A 20389-nucleotide genomic window follows, 5' to 3' on the forward strand; every position below is an offset into this window, starting at 1 on the left:
GTTTATAAGGTTAAAGTGCTCGACCATCAGTATATTATTTGTAGCTAAGATAATGATTTGCTGTATGGCTATAACACCATAAGGTAAGAGACACACCCTTATCCTAGCTACAATTGCGCTCAAGTATACATATACCTCAAGGCGAGGGGAAGTACTGAGCGGTGTATCACCTTATGCCAAGTTAGAACTCAGCATAAGGGATAATAGGTGTACCCGGAAATTCGAGTGTTCCGTAAACGGGATTGAAGTAATAGCGGATATAAAGCTGGCCAAAATTAGGTTCGTAAAAATCCGAGCGGTCAATAGCTAAATAACCACCAAAGAACCAATGTGGCGTTATTCTGTATTCAAAACTGCCTTCTAAATTGTACGATACGCCTGCACTGGTATCTGAGTCAAAGGCAGGGTCTACACCGGTTTCAAGTTGGCGCGTAAAGGCTTCTGCTTGAAGGTCAGGATCATTAGGGAAAAAGTCGATGGCTTGCGTTTTAGTTTGCGAATACGACACGCCCGTTTTTACGCGGTACACAAAGTCATCACCCCAACGTGCATCGTAAGTTAAGGGAACCGATAACCCAATATAGTTTTGAGGGCTATAGTAGCCGCCATGCCCCCACGTTTCCTCACTTAAATTAAACTTATACGCCCAATGCAATAAACTTGCACCGACTGTAAATTCGCGTTCTTGATTGCTTATTACACGATAATAGGTGCCGCCCATCAAGCGGTAGCGTTGGTTATCTTTTACGTTTTGACCTTTATATAATGTAAAGTCAGCACTAGACCAAAACCCCCAATCGCCGCCTAAATCGTGGGAAACATTAGCGGTTAAACCTGTTGAACGAACACCACCCCAAATTTTACCAGTATTAACGTCTTCAAGACCTGCATAGGCAAGTACTGAGCTAGTTACTGGTCGTTTTTCTAACTCAAGGCTATAACCAAAGTCACCAAAGTCGTCCGAGTAATTAACACCCCATACAATGTCTTCGATTAAAAAGCCCAGTGGTGTTGTACCAATATCTACGCGCCAGTTTTCGTTTTGCCAACCAATGCCAATATCAACGCCATCTTGCTCAGGACTTACTTCATCAATACCACAGTTAAATATACACAAAGCGCCTTGTCCGTATCGGCTACCAGCAAATTGTTCGTCAAATCGTGTTGTTTGAGCGCTAATGCTTGTTGGGTCTATTTTTACAAAACCTTGCCCTTGCCAAAGCGGAAAGTACGCTTCAATAGGGACTAAACCAGCGCCCAATGTGGCTTCACTTTCAGTGCTTACTTGTCCACTAAAATTAACACCAACAGCAATGTAGGCTTGGTTTTTGTTTTGCTGATTAAGTATTTCTCGTTTAGCACCATTTATATACCACTGGTCGTTCTCATTAATGCGCGAAAGTGATGCGTAGAGTTCTTTTTCATTTAGTTGACGATTAGGTGAAAGCGTTTGTGCGTACCACGTTTGTGCTTGCTCTGTTTCATTAAAATTAGCAGCAACTTGCGCGCCTAAATAACGAAGCTCTAAATCATTAGGTGCTTTTTGAATAAGTTGTTCAGCTAAGTAAAGGGCATCACCTGCGTAGTTAAAATCGTTTAACGATTCCATAATTTGACGCTGAAAATAACTTTCTTGCGTTGTGCTTTGTTCAATGGCGAATTGTGTGACTTCTTTCGCTTGGAAATCATCCCCAAGTGCTCTGTAGGCTTTAGATATTGCTATTAAAGCTTGGGGTTCAATTAGCTGATTATTTTTTACTTTTTGTTCATACAAAATAATGGCTGATTGGTTTTGATCAAGTGCTAAATTTGCATTTATTAGCGCAGTCGTTGTAGCCGGTGAGCTGGGGTATTTTTGATCAAGCTGATTTAGCTTGGCAATAAGGTCACTGCCATTAAAATACTCTGAATAATAAGCATTTTGTAATTGCACGAACTGATTTATTTCACTCTCAGAGGCATTTTCAGGAAGCCTATAACGATTAAACCAATCAACAGTTGGTGCTTTATTGTCTTGTGCTAAAAGCCATTCGCCGTATAACATATGCCAATAGGCAGATAATGAGGGGTCTTCAACTAACGCGTTGCGCATTAGTTTTAAGGCATGATTTTGTTCATCTATGCTAAACCAGCTTCGTGCTAATTCAGCTTTCATTGCTGGTGTTAAATTTTGCGCCTCTAACGCACTTAAGTGATAAATAGCTGCCGCTTTATTTTGAGAATTAATAAAACGCTCGCTTTGTGCTAAAGACTCATTAAGTTGCAACTGTTGTTCAAGAGATACAATATCAGCGTCGCGAGATTTAAAAGGAATATACTTAAGTGTAGCAAGCGCGCCTTGATAATCGTCTAACGCGCGCAAAAATAGTGCATGGCTATACCTAAGCTGTGAATTTAGCGGAAATTGCCACAATACATTATTAAATAATGAGCGAGCTTTGTCGGTGAGCCCTTTTTGTTGGTATATAAATGCTAAGTCGTAATATAACCAAGGCTCTTCAGGTGTTGCTTGAATAGCCTCTTTTAATATTTTTTCAGCCTCTTCTAATTCACCTGCTTCGGTAAGCTTTGTTGCCTTAGCCCTATACACGCTACTTATTGAACTTAAATATGACGCTCTTAAAATTTCTTTTTGTGAAAAAGAAAGTCGATTAAAAAAAGATGTCAGGGTTTTTTCACTTTGCTCAAGTTCTGCAATCTCAAATAAGCCAAATAGGGCGCCTTCGTTTAAAGGTTCGCTTTTAAGCACAACTTGATAGGTAAGTGCTGCCTGTGAATATAACCCTTGGGCAAATTGTAAGGTGCCACGATTTGCTAACACAGTGTTCGGTTCTTCTTCTAATGCGGCGGCTAAATCGAGTTTTAATTTGGCAACTCTAAATTCACTGCTGTCTATAGCGTCTCTTGCTTGGCGAATATAAAACCAAAACTTAGCCGTTTTGGCCATGCTTTTGAGGGTATTTCGCTCTGCAAAGTCGGCAGTGTATTTTTGTGCACGTGTAAAGTAATTGTAGGCTTTACCATTTTCACCTAGTTGAAGATAAAGTATGCCTAAGCTATTCATAATAGCACCGTCAGTAGGGCGGCCTTTTAATGCGTTTAAAAGGTGTGGCTCTGCTGATTTTAGTTTTCCTTGTTCAAGGAACTTTTCACCTTTTAACCAAAGCTGATAAGCAGGATCGGCTAACAACTTTCGTCGTGCTTTTAATTGCTTTTTAAAATCTTGGTACTGTAATTCACCCTTGTTACTGAAAGGGTAGAGCGTAAAATACTGCTGAAACTGTTTATCTGTATTACTGTTTATCGGCATGTTTCTTAATGCAGATAGCCAAATACCTTCTACTTCATCACTAAAACCAGATGTTGAGCCATACTTCCCCAAAATACGCATAGCTGTTTTATCACGTGGGTTACGTCTGAGTAAGTGCCTTGCATAAGCAACTTCTACCTGGCCAATATTGTCATAGCGCTTTAGTAGTTGCTTATATCTATTTTTAACGCCTTGCCATTGGCCGGTGTCTTGGGCATACCAGCTTAGATGCTCAAGTTCAAAATTTAAGGTCGGATAAATATTATTAAAAATTTTATTATAAATCTGACGTGCTTGTTCATACCTGCCAGCACGAGCAAGTAACTTGGCCTCTTGAACGCTAGCCTTATCTTGCCCTTGTATACGAGACATCACCTTGAGTTTTTTTACGCAAGGTGTTTGTTGCATTAGTTGGTTATCAAGCTTGCTTAATAGTAAGTTTGCTTGATTTACATTGCCATTTGTAAAGTCATAATGGGCCAAAGCACATTGTGTTTCTATTCGAGAAGGGGCAATAGCAACCAACTTTTGCAGGCTGTCTTCAACTAGCTTTTTGTTTTGTTGTGCTTCGCCAATACTAATTTGACTTAATAACCAATCAACAGATTGTGTATCAATGTCATTTATGGTTTTGGCGTTTAAACTAGCGCTTAGTGCTAATGTACAAGCTAAGGCTAACCTTAACGACATTCAGTGCTCCAAGTAGGTTGTAGCGTTCCATCAGCCGTGATTTTAAAGCGCTTATTTACAGCACTTTCACCAAATAAATTTAATACACTGTCGTAATAACGTGTTTGTGTAAAAGATTTATCAATCATCAATTTTTGTTGAATAGCCATTACTAACTCATCGTTACCTTGCTCAGCTAATAAAGGGAGTAATGCAGCGTTAAATCCTAATGGGCCTCGTTTATCAGATTTACCTGATTGAGAATATGTATTTAGAGGAACATAGCCACGTTCTTTAATCGACTCTATAAATGGTGCAAATTGAGTAAGCAGCTCTTGTTTATAAGGTGCGTCGTTTGCCATCATACTGGCCCAAAGGTAAACTCGAATAGCGTTATAGTTGCCTATGTCAGTGGTTTTTTTGTCAAAGTAAAATCCACGGTTTGAATCAAACATAACCCAATCAGGGCTTACGCCTTGCTTAGCAGTATCTAAAATAAGCTTTGCTGAGCCTTCATGAAGTTGATGCCATGGTGAATGTGGGTAAAGCTTTTTAAATTGTTGATAAATAAATAGCGGCGAGTAGCTAGGGTTTAGCTTATAACGCTCATTATCAAACTCAAAGCCTGCAGGTGCCGGCAATAAAGATAAACCAAGGCCTGTTATATAAGCTGTTTCTTCTCTGATTATACGCTGAGCAAGCACAGCGGCTAAAATACTATAGCGACGCTCGTCCCATAAAATAGCGGCTTGCGATAAGCTGTATGCAATCCATAAATCAGAATCAGACGCAGGGTTTGAGTCTAAAATACCCCCTACACGGTTTTTATTTAGGCCCCATTTCCATGCAGGTAAACGAGTACTTAAATCGCCTTCTGATAAGTGCTCTTGAGTCCAATTTAAAACAGAGTCAAACGCGGCTTTATCGTTGGCGATAAGTGCAAAAAATAGTGCATATGATTGACCTTCAGAGGTTGTGATACTTCCCTCACTGCCTAAGTCAATAACACGTCCGTCTTGGCTTACAAAGTGATTTTTAAATACCTGCCACGACTGCCATGGTCCACATTGTTCAGCTTTTGCGTTTGCATTAAAAGCAAATAGTGCAATCACAGTAAAAAATACATTAACGAGTGATTTCATTATTTATCTCCTTCAGCTAAACGCTTGTAAGTTAGTGCTTGTAATAATCGCCATAAAATAAATGAGATCAGTAACAGCGTTAATATAGACAGTAACGCCAATATAAATGGATGATCAGATAAGTGGAACCACACTAAAGTATGGACCGGAATATGCCCCACATAATATTGTTCATCTACCTGTATTGTTTTAATACCTTGTGAATTAATAACGGCTGCACTGCCATTAATTAGGGCACGTTTTTCTGAGTTCATCAATGCGTCATCAAGCAGAGTAAATGCATTATTAGTTGTCGCACTTAACGATACAATTGAACGGTTTGAATCAAATGGTGATTGAAACCCCGTGATTACAGCCATATCACCACTACTTTTAATGCTTACTTCTACTTTTTCGGTAGTTTGCTCATCATAAGCGCCATTATAAATAGCTTGTTTTATTGCTCGTTGATTATTATTAAGCAAAATGTTTGTTTGTGCATCTTCGTCTAAGTCGTTAGCAATACTGTTTGGTTTTGCGATTACAAGTATGTCTTTATCATCTAAATCAGCGTCCTCATTTAAATGAGCCACACTCATTCTGTGAGCCGGGTAACCAGTAATTGCACCAAATTCGCCAGTTAAATTAAACAAAACGGTAAGTGCACTAGGTGTTGGGTTGTTATCAATTAATACAAGAGTTTGCTGTAAATCAGCGTATTTGGTAAATGGGAATCCACTATTAGCAAATACATTTAAGTCTGGCAGAGCAATGTAATGGTCAAAACCGCTTACATCAATACTTGAGTCGCCATCAATAACACCAAATTCACCGCCAGGAGGTGCAACAGCACATTCCCCTTTTTTGAGGACCCCAAATCTAAAATCAAAGTTAAGTTCATTTCTGTTCGCTAAATTAATCCCGTTCACAGAAAACCCTTCAGTGCTTTGGGTTGTATCGGTGTTGCCTACTAGCGGCAGTAATGCTTGTGTTGTTTGTAATAAATCGTTGTTTTCGTCTAACAAAAAGCCGCTTATGAATTCTTGGTTTATTAACATATTTAAACGAGAGTCGATAGCTTCCGATTCTGGAGTGCTACGATATTGTAGGGTAATAGGTATCCCTCTTTCACGCCATGTAAACAAATCAGGTGCAAAACGAATATTTAGTTTTACAGGGCCATTATTAAGGCCTTGCGCCTGTAATTGCGTAGGGTAGTCAATAAGTTCGTCAAAATGCACAGGGCGATCGCTTCTAAGCCAGCGCGGAGCATCATATGCTTTACGCAGCGGTAATTGATCAATGGCTTCAATGCTTGCACTTCTGCCTGTCATTACTTTGTGGCCAAATGCAAGACCCGTCACCGCAGTTTTTAAATCAGCCTCATCACGACCCAATATTAGCAGCAGCTTGTAATAACGATTAAATGGATTTGAAATGATTTCAATCGTTGGTTTTTCAACATCTGGGTAATCTTTTAAAAAATCAGGTTTCGAATCATTAGTAATAAACACCACGCTATGTTTGTTTGGTGCTTTATTTAGCGTTACTGGAAAATTAAAGCCGCGCCAGTCTGCTTGTGCGCCAAACCAGCTTGATAGCGTTGCTGCTGCTTCAATTGCTTGGGTGTTGGGTGTTTTAGCAAATACAAATGGTAGGTTAAGTTTATTGTAATCTTTTTCATCAAAAAACGGTTCAGGAAGGTATTCTAAACGACTATCAATAGCAAGCTGCTTTTGGTCGAGCATAATGTTGCTTGACCTATTAATTTCAGTCCAAATGGTGCGGCTGAAATAATCTTGACAACGAAGGTCATAATAACCAACTAACTCAAAGCGTACTTGGTTGTAATCTTGGATATATTTAGCGTTTAGGTCGAGGCTATGTTGCACTGTGTTTTTCACAATACTTAGCTGCTCATTAATGGGCAAAACAGTCACTAAATTATCATTAAAGTAAACTTTTAAATGCGATACATTTGCGATTAACGAAGGCGAGTTTGTATACGAAAAATTCAGCTTTAAATTAGTGCTTAATTTATCAATTCGGTTTGTGAAGTCGACGCGGGAATTGTTATTTACCCCGTTGAGCTTAAAGCCAGTAAAACCTAAAGCTTCAAACTCTAAACGTAAACTCGATACCTGAGCACTTTCAGGATAGCCATTAATAAACATTGATTTATTTTGTAATGGCTCAACCGCGTGTGCAATATGCACACTACAAATAAGTGACAATGTTAGGAGTGTATTTAGCAACTTTTTAATCATAATTATTATGCACTATTGGTCTTTTTGGGGTAAATGAGTTTACGTACATAACTATATTAGTTATGAACTGAATAGTAGGTTGAAGCGCTCTTGGCGCATGGAAAAGCAGGTTACTAAAGCCTCTAAGGCTCGTTTTCTGCACTTCTTTAAAACTGTAAGATGGGCGATCATGTCTAAAGTTATTTTGCCAGTCAAGCCACGCATCTGCTCGTGAAAATGTACATTGTATAAACGCGCGCTGTTTTTCAAGAGACAAATCTTTAATGGTCAAGCCAATTTGGTTACCCCGAGTGTTACAAACATGGGTAGTGAAGGAAAACTGCTTATTACCACGGCTCATTAATAATTCTATTTTATCGTTTACGCGACAAGAATGCGCATGGTCGGTTTCTATACCCACGCCGTTGTCTGAGTAATCTGTAATTTTTACTTTTAGCGTATGTCCATTTGCTAAACGAACGCCCGCTGGAAAGTTTGCTTTAATACGGTGAGAGTGCCTAACTTGGCGTGCTTCTGCAGCTACCGCAACGGCGGCCCCTAAAATAATAATGTTATAAAGCGCCCACCCCATACTAATTAGCAACACACCAACCTGTGTAGGGTCGCCAAAAAACAGGCGTAAAATACCTACCAACATGCCTAATAAATTAATGGCGAGTAAAACAAGGTAGGGCTTAGAGATTCCCCAGTCATAATGCTCTTCGTCGTTTAAGCCGCCTTTTTCGGTAACGTTAAATTTACCCTTGTTTGGGTTAAATAAAGCAACCGTTGTTGGCTTTAATATGTACCAAGCAAGCACAGATTCGTAAACTTCGCCCCAAAACGAATAGCGATACTTACCTTGTATTCGCGAATTGGTTGCTTTTATTTGAATAAGTGTCGGTACAACATAGATAAAAATAGCTAAAAATGGCGCATAAATAATGTACGCATTAAAGTAGATGAGTGCCAGAGGTGCAGTTAAAAACACAATGCGTGGAATGCCGGATAAGAAATGCAGCATAGCGTTTAAGTAACAAAGTCGCTGAGGTATGTTTAAGCCTTTGCCTAAAAGCGGGTTATCAAGCCTAAATATTTGCGCCATACCACGGGCCCAACGAATTCGCTGGCCGATATGAGCCGATAAACTATCAGTGGCAAGTCCTGCCGCTTGTGGAATATTTATGTAAGCCGTTTTGTAACCTGCGCGTTGCATTCTCAGCGCAGTGTGTGCATCCTCAGTTACGGTTTCAAAAGCAAACCCACCAATTTCGTCAAGCGCTTCTCTTTTTAGTACCGCACACGAACCACAAAAGAACGTGGCATCCCACATATCGTTACCGTCTTGAATAAGCCCGTAAAATAGCATGTTTTCGTTTGGAATTTGACTGTGGTTATTTAAGTTTCTTTCAAATGGATCTGCTGAGAAAAAGTGATGAGGTGTTTGCACCAAACATACTTTACTGTCTTTTAAAAATTGCCCCATGGTCATTTGCAAAAATGATCGAGCAGGTACGTGATCACAGTCAAAAATAGCGATGTAATCACCGTTGGTATAGCGCATGGCACTATTCATGTTACCCGCTTTTGCATGGTTATTATCTGGCCTTGTTAAATAACCTGCACCCACTTGTTTGGCAAATTCACCAAATTCAGGGCGTTTACCGTCATCTAAAATATATACGTTTAATTTATCTGCCGGCCAATCAATACTCAACGCAGCAAGGGTAGTGGGCCTTACAACACTTAATGGCTCATTGTAAGTAGGAATGTAAATATCTACCGTAGGCCATAAGTCAGTATTTTTTGGCAGCATTACGGGTTTTCTTTCAAGTGGATTAATTGTTTGAAAGAAACCTAAAATAAGCACCATCCACGCATATGTTTCTGCAAGTAATAAACCTGCACCTAATGTTAATGCGAGTGGATCATCCCAGTTGAGTGTTTCGGTATAGCGCCACCATAAGTAACGAGATGATGTAGTGACAGAAAGCGTGACCATTATAATGGTGGCCATATGACCTTTTACGCGTTTTAGCGCGTAAGCAACCAGTAATATAAAGCTAATAAAAACGGCTTGCGCTTCAAGGCTAAATGGGATGGTTACAAAGATTGCGAGCAAAAATAATATAAGCGCAACTACAATGTACTTAATTAACTTATTTTGCCAAATTCGAGCGTCAGCCATTGTTTTAAAAGCACTCTTTTTAGGCCTGCTGCTGTTTTTAGAAAAAAGGCGCCTTATTAACCGACCTAATTTAAGATCGTACCAGCGGAGTTGTCTTAGGCTGTAGCTCACCGAATCATAAAAATAATTTGTTGCATGCTTTTTGATTGATACAGATTTATTTTTAGGTTTGTTGACGGTAAACAATAAAAAAATAGTCTGAATTATAAAGCGCACAATATTAGAGTATATGTAGGTCCTGTAAGGAAGCCTTAAGTGGGGATAATAATTATATAAGGTTAATTCAAAGCTCTCTCTGTTTTTGCTTATATTTATAAATAAAGAGCTAAACAAAGTAATAAAAGGCATAAAAAAAGCTTCAATTACATTAACTTTGTGTTGATTAAAGTAACTATGAAATTTAAATAAAATATAGCGAACAAGCTTATCAGTAAACAATATGCTCAGTAGTAAATACAGAGTACTGTGTATGGGTCTTTTGTAAAAAAGAGAAAAGCTCATTGTTACAACGCCGCTTTACTTACAAGCCACCCGGCAAGTGTTTCAAAGTCATCATTAGCAACGCTGTATGGTGCACAATTAAGTGCAACATTTCGGTTTGCTGTGGCTTCTTTAATAACTTCATCGCTGTTGATAAAAAACGGCGCCATAAATGGCAGTGTAGATTGCCAAAGAGAAAATAGATCAAACTCTAACACTGAGGCTGAGTTGTAGCGGTTTACTACAAAAAAATGCTTCCAAGTTGATTTGGCGGTTTTTAACGTTTGTAGGCGTTTATATATAAGGCTATGGCAAATAGCATCGCAGGTAACAAGCTCAATCACAATGTCGTCTTCTTCCAACGGGTAGTGAGAAATATTAATATGAGCAGGGCAGTCAAATAGTAACCAGCTTGATGATTTATAATCTAGTTTATTACAATGATTAATGGTTGAGACTATGTCTTCTAACGTTGCCTCATTATCACCAAAGGGTAAAAAAAGTACGCCGTCGCTGTCTTTACGAAAGTGCAGTAGTGCATCTTCGAAATTACTTTCGTTACTCCAGCCTTTAGTGCTCGTCCACTTTAAACCAAAATGCAACCCAAGGTCGCTTTTAGCATCTAAATCTATGGCAATAACATCTACATCTGATTTTTTTAAGACGCACGCAAGATTAGCAACGACCGATGTGCTGCCAATTCCTCCTTTAATACCTTTTACAAAAATCCGTTGCAATGGAATGCTACCTTTATATTATTTATTGTTGGTTGTTTTTATTGCGTCATCAATTTCTTTTAATAGCGCGTATTTGTTTATTGTTTTTTGGTTTTTTTGTGTATTCATAATTTCAATGTAGTCATCGCTTTTCCCACCAAAACGGCGAGCTAGGTTTTCTATGTCACTTGATGTAAGTATTTGTGAGCTTTTTGTAGCTAAATTGTTCATCACAACCTTTGTAAGCGTAATTTTTATTTTATTAAAAGTGGACAATATTTAGCTATTATATATAGAATAGCGGGCAAAACTAGTAAAAAAGTATTTTTTTTAAGGACTTTTTAAGTGCATAACTTTAACATCCCGGGATTAGAGCCAGCTGCAAAGGAGTTAAAATCGGCTTCAAGTTATGCTGTTTTGGCGCCTTTAGACAATTTTGTTGTTGAACTTGCTTTACATGCAGTTAACCAAAGTCTCTCAAATGATATCTATATTGTTTCTCAAGAAGTTGAATCATTTTTTGAATCGCCCTATTCGGCTGCACTTAACAACGCTTATAAACGCAATAAGGTTCACCCGTTTTCATTTTCATCTGAAACCCAACACTACTCAACAGAGCGCACAAATAAAGGTATAATAAAAGAAATTAGCGCCTATAAAAATTTAAAAAATGCCCTTGTGTTTATTCACCTGCACACTGAATTACTCAGTGCTACGAGCGAAGAAAATATAGGTGTAATTCTGAGTGATTACAGTGAGTTTGCTAAAAAATCAGGGGTGACCTTGTTGTTTTTGATATCGGGTCCAGAAGTCACACATTACCGATTTTTAATGAGGCGCTTAAATACTATTTTTGATGGCTTAATTTTTGTTGATAATGACTCTGCCACACGTGTTTTAGATTATGATTACTGGCTGCATAGCACGGGTGTGTTTGCTGAAAAACAATTCCAGCTTGCAATTGAAAACAATCAGTTTGCTGTTTCAGAGACTAATATTAACGAGCAAAAAATGCCAAACGGCAGTCATTTTCCCGATGAAGATGACGTATGGTTAGTGCAAAGTGCGGTGCCTATAGGCACAAAATTACCCACACACTATTATACCGCTAAAGACAACAATGAATTATTCGATAAAGGCCCAAAATTAAAAGCCGCAACACTTGTTTTTGCCGTTACTCGCTACACTGATTTAGCGCAATTAGGTAAACAGTGCTTTGAGCTCAGAAAAAGCTGTGGTCGTTGGTTAAAATTAGTTATACAAAATGTAGATGGCGTAATACGTCACCAAGATGAATGCTTATTTTTAACGTTAGGCGTAAATCTTATTTTGTATAGTTTTTCTGAGCCTTCGCGGTTATTATCTCAGATCCAGTCCATTCAAGGCTTTCAATTTTCGAGGCCATTACCTCCATCTGTTGAACATGTTTTAAAGTTTACTGAAAACACATTCTCTAAAGGCTATCTCCCTTTTGATGAGTTTACACGCCAGGTTGAAGTTCATAGCGACTCTGCGGTTAATTTAGGGGTAAGCGGTGTGTTAGTTAAGCTTGAGTTACTGCCACGAATAGATCCGATTCATCCTTTACACTTGTTCCATATTAAGCGTGAAGGAGATGTTTTTAGCCTTGCGGATAACACAGTATATTTGTACTTGCATGCGTGTAGAGAAAACGATGTAAATAATGCAATTAAACATTTGTTTAAATTACAAACCAATGATTTTTTTGTGCAGCAAAATGTTATTTCAAACCATTTTCATATACAGCAAGAGTGTAAGCAACTCAGACGATTTTATGCCGGTAAGCCCGTTGTTGATTATTCTAAGCAGTTAACCGAAAATGACAGCTATAAATTTGAACCCAGTGTGTCAAAAAATATTACAGAGGCATCAGAAACGCCCGAGTTTACAAATGATGCGCGCCCCGATGCGGTATCATTTGCGATGAGATTAAAGGCCTAACCCATGAGTATTGATCAGCTTTTTATTACCGCTATTTTGGCTATGCTCGTCGGTATTATGTTGTGCATGTCAGCAACTTACATACTAGCCAGAGTAAAAAAATATTATTACAAGCTTACTTTTAAACATGAAGTACTTGAACCTTACACACCCAATAACAAAAAAAAGGATGAGCAGTGAAATTATCAGGTTTAGGAGCTTGGAACCTTTATTTTCTGGCTAAATTTGCCCTATTTTACTATGGTGCAATTGATTTTAATGTACTGACCAATGCTGCACTTGCTGCTTTTTTAGCAATCAAGTTCAAAAAAACAATAATCGAAAAAGCAAAGCACGTATTTGGCGGCTCTTTGGCAATTGTAATATTATATCAAGACTCGTGGTTACCGCCTTTAAATAGACTAACTAAACAAGCAGGTAATGTTCAAGATTTTAGCTTCGGCTATTTTATTGAGCTTTTAGCACGCGTAATTAGTGTTGATATGTTATTAGCATTATTTGTTATCACAGTCTGCTTTTGGTACACATCGCAGTGGTTACGCTTTACAACAATCACCATTGTGGGGTTACTTATTATTGGCTGGCAGGGAGATAGCGAACAATCGTCAACTGTTGCTGGAAACAACTCAGCGAATACCACCCCATATAATCAACCTGAGCAACAAACACAGGTTATTACTCGCGCCATTCAAACACCTGATCAAAAACTCACTGATTTTTACCAGCAACAAAGCCACCTAGTGAGTCACTTTCCTTCGCAGGTAAATGGTGAGTTATTTGATGTCATTGTGTTAAATATTTGCTCTATGGCAATTGATGATTTAAATGCCATTGGTGTCAGTGTTGAAGATATGTTTAGTGACTTCGATGTGGTGTTTTCAGACTTTAATTCGGCTACATCGTACAGTGGGCCTGCCGCAATTAGGTTGCTTCGAGCAAGTTGTGGGCAAACCAGTCAAACCGCTTTATTTAACGATGCACCAGAGCAGTGCTATTTATTCAAAAACTTAGAAAAGTTAGGGTATCAAAGTAGCGTGGTAATGAACCACGATGGGCATTTTGATAACTTTAAAGGTTTAATTGATCAATTTGGTGGTTTGAATAATAAACCACTTAATATCAGCTCAATGCCGGTGGCTCAATATGGGTTTGATAATAGCCCTATATACTCTGACGGGGCAGTATTGAACAACTGGCTTGAAAATGAGGCTGACGATTGTAAGCCATGTGCAATGTACTACAACACAACAAGTTTGCACGACGGTAACCAGTTAGCTAATCAAAAACGTATGAATAGCCTTGAAAGTTACCCAATCAGGCACGCTAATTTACTGTCTGATATTAACCGCTTTATTAAAAACCTTGAAAAGCGTGGTCGTAACGTCATGTTAATGATAGTGCCTGAGCATGGCGCAGCATTAAAAGGTGACAAAGTTCAATTTGCTGGCCTTCGCGAAATACCCAGCCCTAGTATTGTATCTGTGCCGACGGCTATTAAATTTATTGGTCCGGATGTTCAAAGTTACTCGCAAATTATGATTAACGAATCGACTAGCTACTTTGCCCTGTCTGAAATTGTTGCTAAAGCACTTGAAACAAATGTTTTTGGTGGCAACAACAGCATTGCAAATTTAGTAGAAAACCTACCTAAAGCATCAAAAGTAGCCGAAAATGCGGGTACAATTATGATGTACGTTAATAAACGCCCTTACATACAACTTGATGGCGAAGAATGGTCTGCCTATCCTCAAGGTTAAAAAACAATTTAGCTATGCAGTAGGCTAGCACTGCTGCGTAGCGTATTTAGGCTGTTATTCCTGCGCCTTAGTTAAAACGCAAGTTTGTCCAAAAATGTTTACAATAAGCTACCTTCTCAAAGCGACTTAGCGTATTATTCGGCTAATTTAGTTTTTCCTGCTTTGAGGATGTATGCGTCTAGATATTCACTGTGCTGATAGAATCGGTATAGCCCAAGAAATCCTTAATATTTTAGTTAACTACAGTGTTGATTTAAAAGGTATTGAGGTTGATTCTGTTAATTGCCGTATGTATGTGAGCTTTCCCGAAATTGAGTTTGAGCAGTTTCAAAAAATCATGCCTTCGATTCGTCTTATTGATGGTGTGCATGATGTACGCACTACCGCATTTCTTCCTTCTGAACGAGAGCATAACGAATTAAATACCTTATTACGTGCATTACCTGATGGGGTTATTTCTATTGACGCTAAGGGCTGGGTGCGTTTATGTAATGATGCTGCGTGTAAAGACCTGCAGTTAAGCGAAAAAGAAGTAATTGGTGCCAATATTAATAACTTACTCAAAGGCTTTAACTTTACTCGTTGGTTGGAAGGCAAAGAAGTATTGGGGCAAACCACCCGAGTTGAAGTCGCTGGAGAAGACTTTATTGCTGATATTCTGCCTATTGCTGTGCCGCAAGGCAGTGAAGGCGATGTGTTAGCTGGTGCCGTTATTAATATTAAGTCGCAAAGTCGTTTAGGGCAGCAAGTTAGTGCATTCAGACGCTACGGACAAGAGAGCTTTGCAACCATTCATAACTTTAGTACTGCAATGCGCCGTGTTGTTCGTGAAGCTCGAAAAATGGCGCAACTAGAAGCCCCAATACTCATTACTGGTGAAACGGGCACAGGTAAAGAGTTACTTGCGCGAGCGTGTCATTATGCATCTAATCGATCAGTTAAGCCGTTTATTGCGCTTTCGTGCGCGTCGTTACCTGACGATGTAGCGGAGTCTGAATTATTTGGTTATGCAGGTTACGAAGAAAATGCAGCTCCTAAACGCGGTGTACTAGAGCAAGCCGATGGCGGTACTGTATTTTTAGATGAAGTGGGTGAAATGTCGACCCAATTGCAAACTAAACTTTTGCGCTTTTTACAAGACGGGACTTTCAGAAAAGTAGGCGATGAGAACGAAGTAAAGGTAAATGTTCGTATTGTTGCTGCTACTCAAAAAGATTTACCCGCAATGGTACAAGAAGGTGTTTTTAGAGAAGATTTATACTACCGAATTAATGTATTAACACTCGAAATTGCGCCATTAAGAGATCGTAAAGCTGATGTAGGGCCTCTCGCAGAGCACTTTATTCAAAAATACGCACAGCAAAATGGCCACGCCATTCCGTTATTATCACAAGAGTGCTTAAGCTTTTTACAAGAATACCCATGGCCGGGTAATGTACGCCAACTTGAAAATGCGATTTACCGTGCAGTGTCCTTGTTAGATGACAGCGAGTTACGTTTAGAGCATTTACAACTGCCTACGTTTACCCATGAATTAGGGTATTTGGAGTCAGACTTTGAGGGATCGCTTGATCAAGCAGTAAAACGTTTTGAAGCCACATTATTACGTAAGCTTTATCCTGCCTACCCAAGTTCAAGGCAGCTCGCTAAACGTTTAGGGCTTAGTCATACCGCAGTGGCAAATAAGCTACGCGACTACGGTATTAATAGAAAAACCGTTAAGGTTTAGATTTTTCTAAAATTAAAATATGGGACTAGTTTTTAGTGCCCATATTTTTTGTAACACCATCAATAGCAATAGTTTCAATACCGTCTTCATTAAAGTTTATAACAATACTGGCATTGTTACGGGTAAAAAAGTAACTACGGTTATTTAACTCTATAACGTAATCGCCTTTTACTCGGTCACTAAACTTTTGCTTTTTCAGTAACACAGTATGCTCGCCAATTTGCCAATTAAACCCTTCAATAAAACCATTGTTAAACTCTTGCACCCATACCTGGCTTTCATCTTTTGATAGTGTAATAGCCACTGAGTATGAACTTGGAATGCTTTGCATAGCGTAGCTTTTAGCGCCAATTTTAAATTGTTCAGCTTTTTGCTGCCATGCAAAACCAAATTCAAAGTTTTTTTGTATTCCAGTGGAGTAGGTAATGGTCCCTTTTCCTGGCAGTGAAAAATCAGCTAGCGCCGAATAGCTTGGTAGAAGTAATCCAATAAACGTAATTACATGTAGTAGAGGTTTCATAAGCGTTTTATTTTTATATATATGAGTGAATTAAGAGTAAGGGAGAACATTCGTCTTCGCAAGTGCTTGTGATACACTCAATTAAATTTTACTGGTAAGACCTTTGTTGTGAACTTATATATTCGACTCCTATTATTATTTTTTAAGATTAAGCGTAATAAACACTATCAAGATTTACTCGATACAGTAGATATTGACTACAAAGCGCTCCCTACTGACTGTGATATTAATCTGCATTTAACTAATTCGCGTTATTTGGCAATGATGGACTTGTCGCGAACGTGGATGACCGAGCGGGTTGGTTTACTTAAGCAAATAATGAAACGCCGATGGTTTCCTATCGTTAATGCGACAGCAATCACTTATATTCGTGATATAAAACCGATGCAAAAATACACCATTAGCACTAAGTTAGTAGGGTGGGATCATAAGTATTTTTACATAGAGCAAAAATTCCACTCTGACCGAGGTTTGCATGCTATAGCTTACGTGCGTGGTGTATTTAAAAGCAAAAAAGGCGTTATAAGTATTGAAGAAATGCTTGAAGTGGCTGGCTTTAAAGGTAAAACGCCTATTTTGCCAAGCGAAGTAATGCATTGGAAAGAAATGCTTGAGCAGAAAAAAATGACTAATTTACCAAAGTAAACGTTAAAGGCGCTTAGCGCCTTTCTTAATGTTAAGCTTTTATATTCAACTTACCCTGAAAGTCCTGCCATCCTGGTGGAAATTGCCCACGTAATACATACGAAAACGCAATCAGTTCTGCAATCACAAAATAAAGCTCTTTTGGAATTTCTTCACCTAATTCGAGGTGCGATAAGGTTTTTGCTAAGTCAGGGTCTTCGTGGATCATGATCCCTTTTTGTTTGGCGGCCGCGATTATTTCTTCAGCTAATTCGCCAAAGCCTTTAGCACTTACAGTGGGGGCGCTACCGGTTTCGTATAAAAGGCCAATTGCCGATTTGCTTTTAGGGGGAGCACTCATAACTACACCTTAATATTAATAATTGCATGAGATTTATAAAAAGCAGCATGGGTTGCTTCGCCTCGTTTTAGGTTTAGCTCGGCAACTTGTAAGCCGTGTTTAGCAAGTTTTGAGCGCAAGTTATCAAGGTGAGGGTGCGCAATAGCACTCACTTCTTGGCTTGACGCGAGTAACTGACAGTCGAGTGATTTGTCCATTAGCTCGGCTGTAATTTGCAGTTGTCCAAGCTCGGCATAATCAAAATTTAATCTAACAAACCATACATTTTTCGGCTCTAGTTTATCGGCCGATGGCTTTTTATATTGCCCAAGAGCTATTTCTGTTTGGGCTGCTTCTGGCGGTAATTTCATCGGCAATAAAAATTGTGCCAGCGGGTTACTCTCAGGTTGCTGGTTAGGTGTTGAAGCATTAACTTGTGTGAGCGTGTTTTTAACCTGAACAAGCTCTCCAGCAAGCGCTTGAACTTGTGATTGCTGCAGTTGCTCGAGTATTTTTGAACTTGTTTTGCCAGTTTTAAATGTAGGCATAAGCACCTGTAGTAATGCATCAATACCTGTTTTTGACTCAAAAGTAATAGGGGTTACAGATTGGTTAATAATAGGGGCGGCCAAAATACTGACGGCTAGCTGCTCAAGCCCTTTGGTGAAGCTACTTTGCAGGGTGTCATGCGTTAAGGTGTGAGGTTGCAATGTCGCCAGTATTTCTCTTTGCACAGCAGTCGGGCTGACGTTACTGCTTGATACCATCCGATTAAAAGCCTGATTAACCAATGCATTAAGGTCAGGTGTTTGTTTAGTGGCTTTAACTTGAATATCGGCTATTTGACTGCTCAATGGGGGGTTTTCTTCTGAGATTTTTTGAGTTGAGTCATGCGATGGTGGCAGTTTTAAAAGCGGTGTTAATATTTTAGCTTCAATAGGTTGAAGCATTTGGCTTTGTGAAGCAATAGTCGCTGTGTTATTAAAAACTGTACTTAAAAGGTTATCATTTGTTGGTGTTAAAGATACAACGTGTGTTTGCTGAGCTGTTTGGCTATTAGGTTTGGTGATAGGCAGCGTGGCCAGTTTATTATCTGTGTTAGCTTGTTCAATATGACTAAGCCCCACTTTTGTTAGAGGCAGAGAATTTAGCTCTTTAACTCTAGTTTGTTTTTGCAGTTCGTTATTCAAGGTAGTTTGAACTTGGGCTGTTGGGCTTTTTAATACTTGCTCTGTATTTTTGGCTGCGTGTTCTGCTTTTATTTGAGTGCTTAACGGTGCAACTGATTGTGTACCTACCGCTGTTTTACTTTGCTGAGTGGCTTTTTCGATTTGTGGCTGCTTATTTTCTGATGTATTTGTTGTTTTTGCATTAGGTATTTGCAAATGACTACTCACAACTTTGGCGTTAGGAGATTGCCAAACAGCGACATTTGCTTTTATTAACTGCGTTAACTGCACAATAGGCGGCATTTGAGAGAAATGCTTAGGTAAAATATTAGCACGATCATCACTGGGCTTTTGCGCATTAGTAGCAACTTGTATACCTGCATGCTCAATTACATTAATTTTATTTGTTAAGGGGGGGGCGGCTGTTAACTGCTTGTTTAAAGTGGGTAATGGCGAGAATTGAGCTTTATTTTCGTTTGCAAACGATTTGTTTTCAAAATAACTAACTGCATCATTAATTCGTGTTTTTAAATCACTAAAACTTGTTTGAAGCCACGATTTTATAGGGCTATGAGTACTCACCAATGGGCTTACTTTAATGCTGCTATTATTGTGTGTGGGTGAGGTTGATAAATTAGCGTGTTGCGCAGTCAGTAATTCATTAAAGGGCTTGGAAAAAGAGTTACTTAGCATCACTTTTACGTTTTCGGCTTGTGTTTTTATTACTAGCTTGTCTGCTTGATTTGTTAGACTTACTTTTACTGGCGAACGAGGAAGTTCAGCTAGCTGCGCGTTCGATACTGTTGTAGTAAAAGAACCTGATTTTTGAGGATGCGTTAAAATGGCTAATTTTGGTGTTGCGTGTAGTTGTGCATTAGGTAACAAGCTTGTTAGCATTTTAACCAGCTTCGTTTGGCTTAGCGGCTGTGTATGAACAGTATCAGCAAAGCGATTAATAACATTAATCTGCGCCCCTTTACTGCTGGTGCTCATAACGAGCTTTAAGGGTTGCTCTGTGCTGAGCAATTGTGCCACGTCTTTATTAATGGCAATACTGGCATTGAACTTATCAATAATTAATTTGGGTGCCGGCGTTAAAGCAACCTGAACGGCAAGTGGTTTGCTTTCAACCTCGGCTCCGGTACTAATAAAATTCAGTAAGCGCTGTAATTGAGCGGGTTTGTTAATTGTGAGTGTTGTTACATTGGGTAAAATAGCAAGTTGTTTACCATCTGCACTTAATTGAATATTAGCGCTGGCTATTTTGTCTAAAGATTGAGGCGCATGGGTTGTACCTAGCCTGAGAGTTTGCCAATGCTTATTAACAAGTACATCGAGAGTGATGGAGTCTTTAGAAAATTGAATGTTTTTAGCCGCAAGTACTTCACCTGGTAATTGTGGTAACTCATTGGTTTGGTTATTAGTTGATGAATTGATAACCAATGAATTAGATAATGTTATTTGCGTTGGCGTATTCATTATTTTAAATCAAGTTTTCTCTATTTTAAGTGAATCGATTTTAAAGCAATATTCGTATTACCCTATCATTATGGTAGAC

General features: G+C 38.9%; 14 protein-coding genes. 5 read left to right on the plus strand and 9 right to left on the minus strand.

What is annotated here, in order from left to right:
* Nucleotides 1-181 precede the first annotated feature (181 nt).
* The 6 genes from KZZ04_RS08400 to bcsR are packed head-to-tail and all read right to left on the minus strand — an operon-like array spanning nucleotide 182 to nucleotide 10961.
* Entirely contained in the window at nucleotides 182-4000 is a 3819-nt protein-coding gene (locus KZZ04_RS08400) for a cellulose synthase subunit BcsC-related outer membrane protein (protein ID WP_219422389.1), read from the minus strand.
* Complete coding sequence (bcsZ, locus tag KZZ04_RS08405) at nucleotides 3991-5121, minus strand: cellulose synthase complex periplasmic endoglucanase BcsZ (protein WP_219422392.1); 1131 nt, start codon at nucleotides 5119-5121, stop codon at nucleotides 3991-3993. The genes KZZ04_RS08400 and bcsZ overlap by 10 nt, the downstream gene beginning before the upstream one ends.
* The gene (bcsB, locus tag KZZ04_RS08410; protein ID WP_138527452.1) at nucleotides 5121-7367 is read right to left on the minus strand and encodes a cellulose biosynthesis cyclic di-GMP-binding regulatory protein BcsB; all 2247 of its coding nucleotides are present in this window, start codon (nucleotides 7365-7367) and stop codon (nucleotides 5121-5123) included. Before bcsB ends, bcsZ begins: the two co-directional genes overlap by 1 nt.
* A complete protein-coding gene (bcsA, locus tag KZZ04_RS08415; protein WP_138527451.1) occupies nucleotides 7360-10035 on the minus strand; it encodes a UDP-forming cellulose synthase catalytic subunit in 2676 nt (891 codons plus the stop codon). Before bcsA ends, bcsB begins: the two co-directional genes overlap by 8 nt.
* 2 nt (nucleotides 10036-10037) lie before the next feature.
* Nucleotides 10038-10751, minus strand: a complete 714-nt coding sequence (gene bcsQ, locus KZZ04_RS08420) for a cellulose biosynthesis protein BcsQ (protein WP_219422394.1) — start codon at nucleotides 10749-10751, stop codon at nucleotides 10038-10040.
* Nucleotides 10752-10769: 18 nt separating this feature from the next.
* Nucleotides 10770-10961: a BcsR/BcsP family cellulose biosynthesis protein gene (bcsR, locus tag KZZ04_RS08425; protein WP_058405069.1), complete on the minus strand. Its 192-nt coding sequence runs from the start codon at nucleotides 10959-10961 to the stop codon at nucleotides 10770-10772.
* 114 nt (nucleotides 10962-11075) lie between these two features.
* Between bcsR and bcsE the strand changes: the two genes are divergently transcribed.
* The 4 genes from bcsE to tyrR all read left to right on the plus strand — a co-directional run bounded on the left by bcsE (nucleotide 11076) and on the right by tyrR (nucleotide 16178).
* Complete coding sequence (gene bcsE / locus KZZ04_RS08430; RefSeq protein WP_219422396.1) at nucleotides 11076-12692, plus strand: cellulose biosynthesis protein BcsE; 1617 nt, start codon at nucleotides 11076-11078, stop codon at nucleotides 12690-12692.
* Between the two features lie 3 nt (nucleotides 12693-12695).
* A complete protein-coding gene (locus KZZ04_RS08435) occupies nucleotides 12696-12872 on the plus strand; it encodes a hypothetical protein (RefSeq protein ID WP_201020874.1) in 177 nt (58 codons plus the stop codon).
* On the plus strand, nucleotides 12869-14449 hold the full coding sequence (gene bcsG / locus KZZ04_RS08440) for a cellulose biosynthesis protein BcsG (RefSeq protein ID WP_219422398.1): 1581 nt from the start codon (nucleotides 12869-12871) through the stop codon (nucleotides 14447-14449). Before KZZ04_RS08435 ends, bcsG begins: the two co-directional genes overlap by 4 nt.
* A gap of 172 nt (nucleotides 14450-14621) precedes the next feature.
* On the plus strand, nucleotides 14622-16178 hold the full coding sequence (gene tyrR, locus KZZ04_RS08445; RefSeq protein WP_006791402.1) for a transcriptional regulator TyrR: 1557 nt from the start codon (nucleotides 14622-14624) through the stop codon (nucleotides 16176-16178).
* A gap of 25 nt (nucleotides 16179-16203) precedes the next feature.
* On the opposite strand, the gene KZZ04_RS08450 is transcribed toward tyrR, so the two are convergent.
* Nucleotides 16204-16698 carry a hypothetical protein gene (locus tag KZZ04_RS08450; protein ID WP_219422400.1) on the minus strand — a complete coding sequence of 165 codons (495 nt, stop codon included), beginning with the start codon at nucleotides 16696-16698 and terminating at the stop codon, nucleotides 16204-16206.
* Nucleotides 16699-16806: 108 nt separating this feature from the next.
* On the opposite strand from KZZ04_RS08450, the gene KZZ04_RS08455 reads away from it, so the two are divergent.
* Nucleotides 16807-17343 (plus strand): thioesterase family protein, encoded by a 537-nt coding sequence (locus KZZ04_RS08455; RefSeq protein ID WP_058552256.1) that lies wholly within the window; start codon nucleotides 16807-16809, stop codon nucleotides 17341-17343.
* A gap of 31 nt (nucleotides 17344-17374) precedes the next feature.
* On the opposite strand, the gene KZZ04_RS08460 is transcribed toward KZZ04_RS08455, so the two are convergent.
* Both KZZ04_RS08460 and KZZ04_RS08465 read right to left on the minus strand, forming a co-directional pair.
* Nucleotides 17375-17683 carry an EscU/YscU/HrcU family type III secretion system export apparatus switch protein gene (locus KZZ04_RS08460; protein WP_058405074.1) on the minus strand — a complete coding sequence of 103 codons (309 nt, stop codon included), beginning with the start codon at nucleotides 17681-17683 and terminating at the stop codon, nucleotides 17375-17377.
* A gap of 2 nt (nucleotides 17684-17685) precedes the next feature.
* Nucleotides 17686-20310, minus strand: a complete 2625-nt coding sequence (locus KZZ04_RS08465) for a flagellar hook-length control protein FliK (RefSeq protein WP_219422402.1) — start codon at nucleotides 20308-20310, stop codon at nucleotides 17686-17688.
* Nucleotides 20311-20389 lie beyond the last annotated feature (79 nt).

This window comes from Pseudoalteromonas sp. CR1 (genome assembly GCF_019392235.1).
In the GTDB taxonomy this organism is placed as follows: Bacteria; Pseudomonadota; Gammaproteobacteria; order Enterobacterales; family Alteromonadaceae; genus Pseudoalteromonas.

What these genes read in the sequence shown, in the direction of transcription:
- KZZ04_RS08400 (WP_219422389.1), bottom strand. Translation starts at nt 4,000, where the DNA reads ATGTCGTTAAGGTTAGCCTTAGCTTGTACATTAGCACTAAGCGCTAGT.
- bcsZ (WP_219422392.1), bottom strand. Translation starts at nt 5,121, where the DNA reads ATGAAATCACTCGTTAATGTATTTTTTACTGTGATTGCACTATTTGCT.
- bcsB (WP_138527452.1), bottom strand. Translation starts at nt 7,367, where the DNA reads ATGATTAAAAAGTTGCTAAATACACTCCTAACATTGTCACTTATTTGT.
- bcsA (WP_138527451.1), bottom strand. Translation starts at nt 10,035, where the DNA reads ATGAGCTTTTCTCTTTTTTACAAAAGACCCATACACAGTACTCTGTAT.
- bcsR (WP_058405069.1), bottom strand. Translation starts at nt 10,961, where the DNA reads ATGAACAATTTAGCTACAAAAAGCTCACAAATACTTACATCAAGTGAC.
- KZZ04_RS08435 (WP_201020874.1), top strand. Translation starts at nt 12,696, where the DNA reads ATGAGTATTGATCAGCTTTTTATTACCGCTATTTTGGCTATGCTCGTC.
- tyrR (WP_006791402.1), top strand. Translation starts at nt 14,622, where the DNA reads ATGCGTCTAGATATTCACTGTGCTGATAGAATCGGTATAGCCCAAGAA.
- KZZ04_RS08450 (WP_219422400.1), bottom strand. Translation starts at nt 16,698, where the DNA reads ATGAAACCTCTACTACATGTAATTACGTTTATTGGATTACTTCTACCA.
- KZZ04_RS08460 (WP_058405074.1), bottom strand. Translation starts at nt 17,683, where the DNA reads ATGAGTGCTCCCCCTAAAAGCAAATCGGCAATTGGCCTTTTATACGAA.
- KZZ04_RS08465 (WP_219422402.1), bottom strand. Translation starts at nt 20,310, where the DNA reads ATGAATACGCCAACGCAAATAACATTATCTAATTCATTGGTTATCAAT.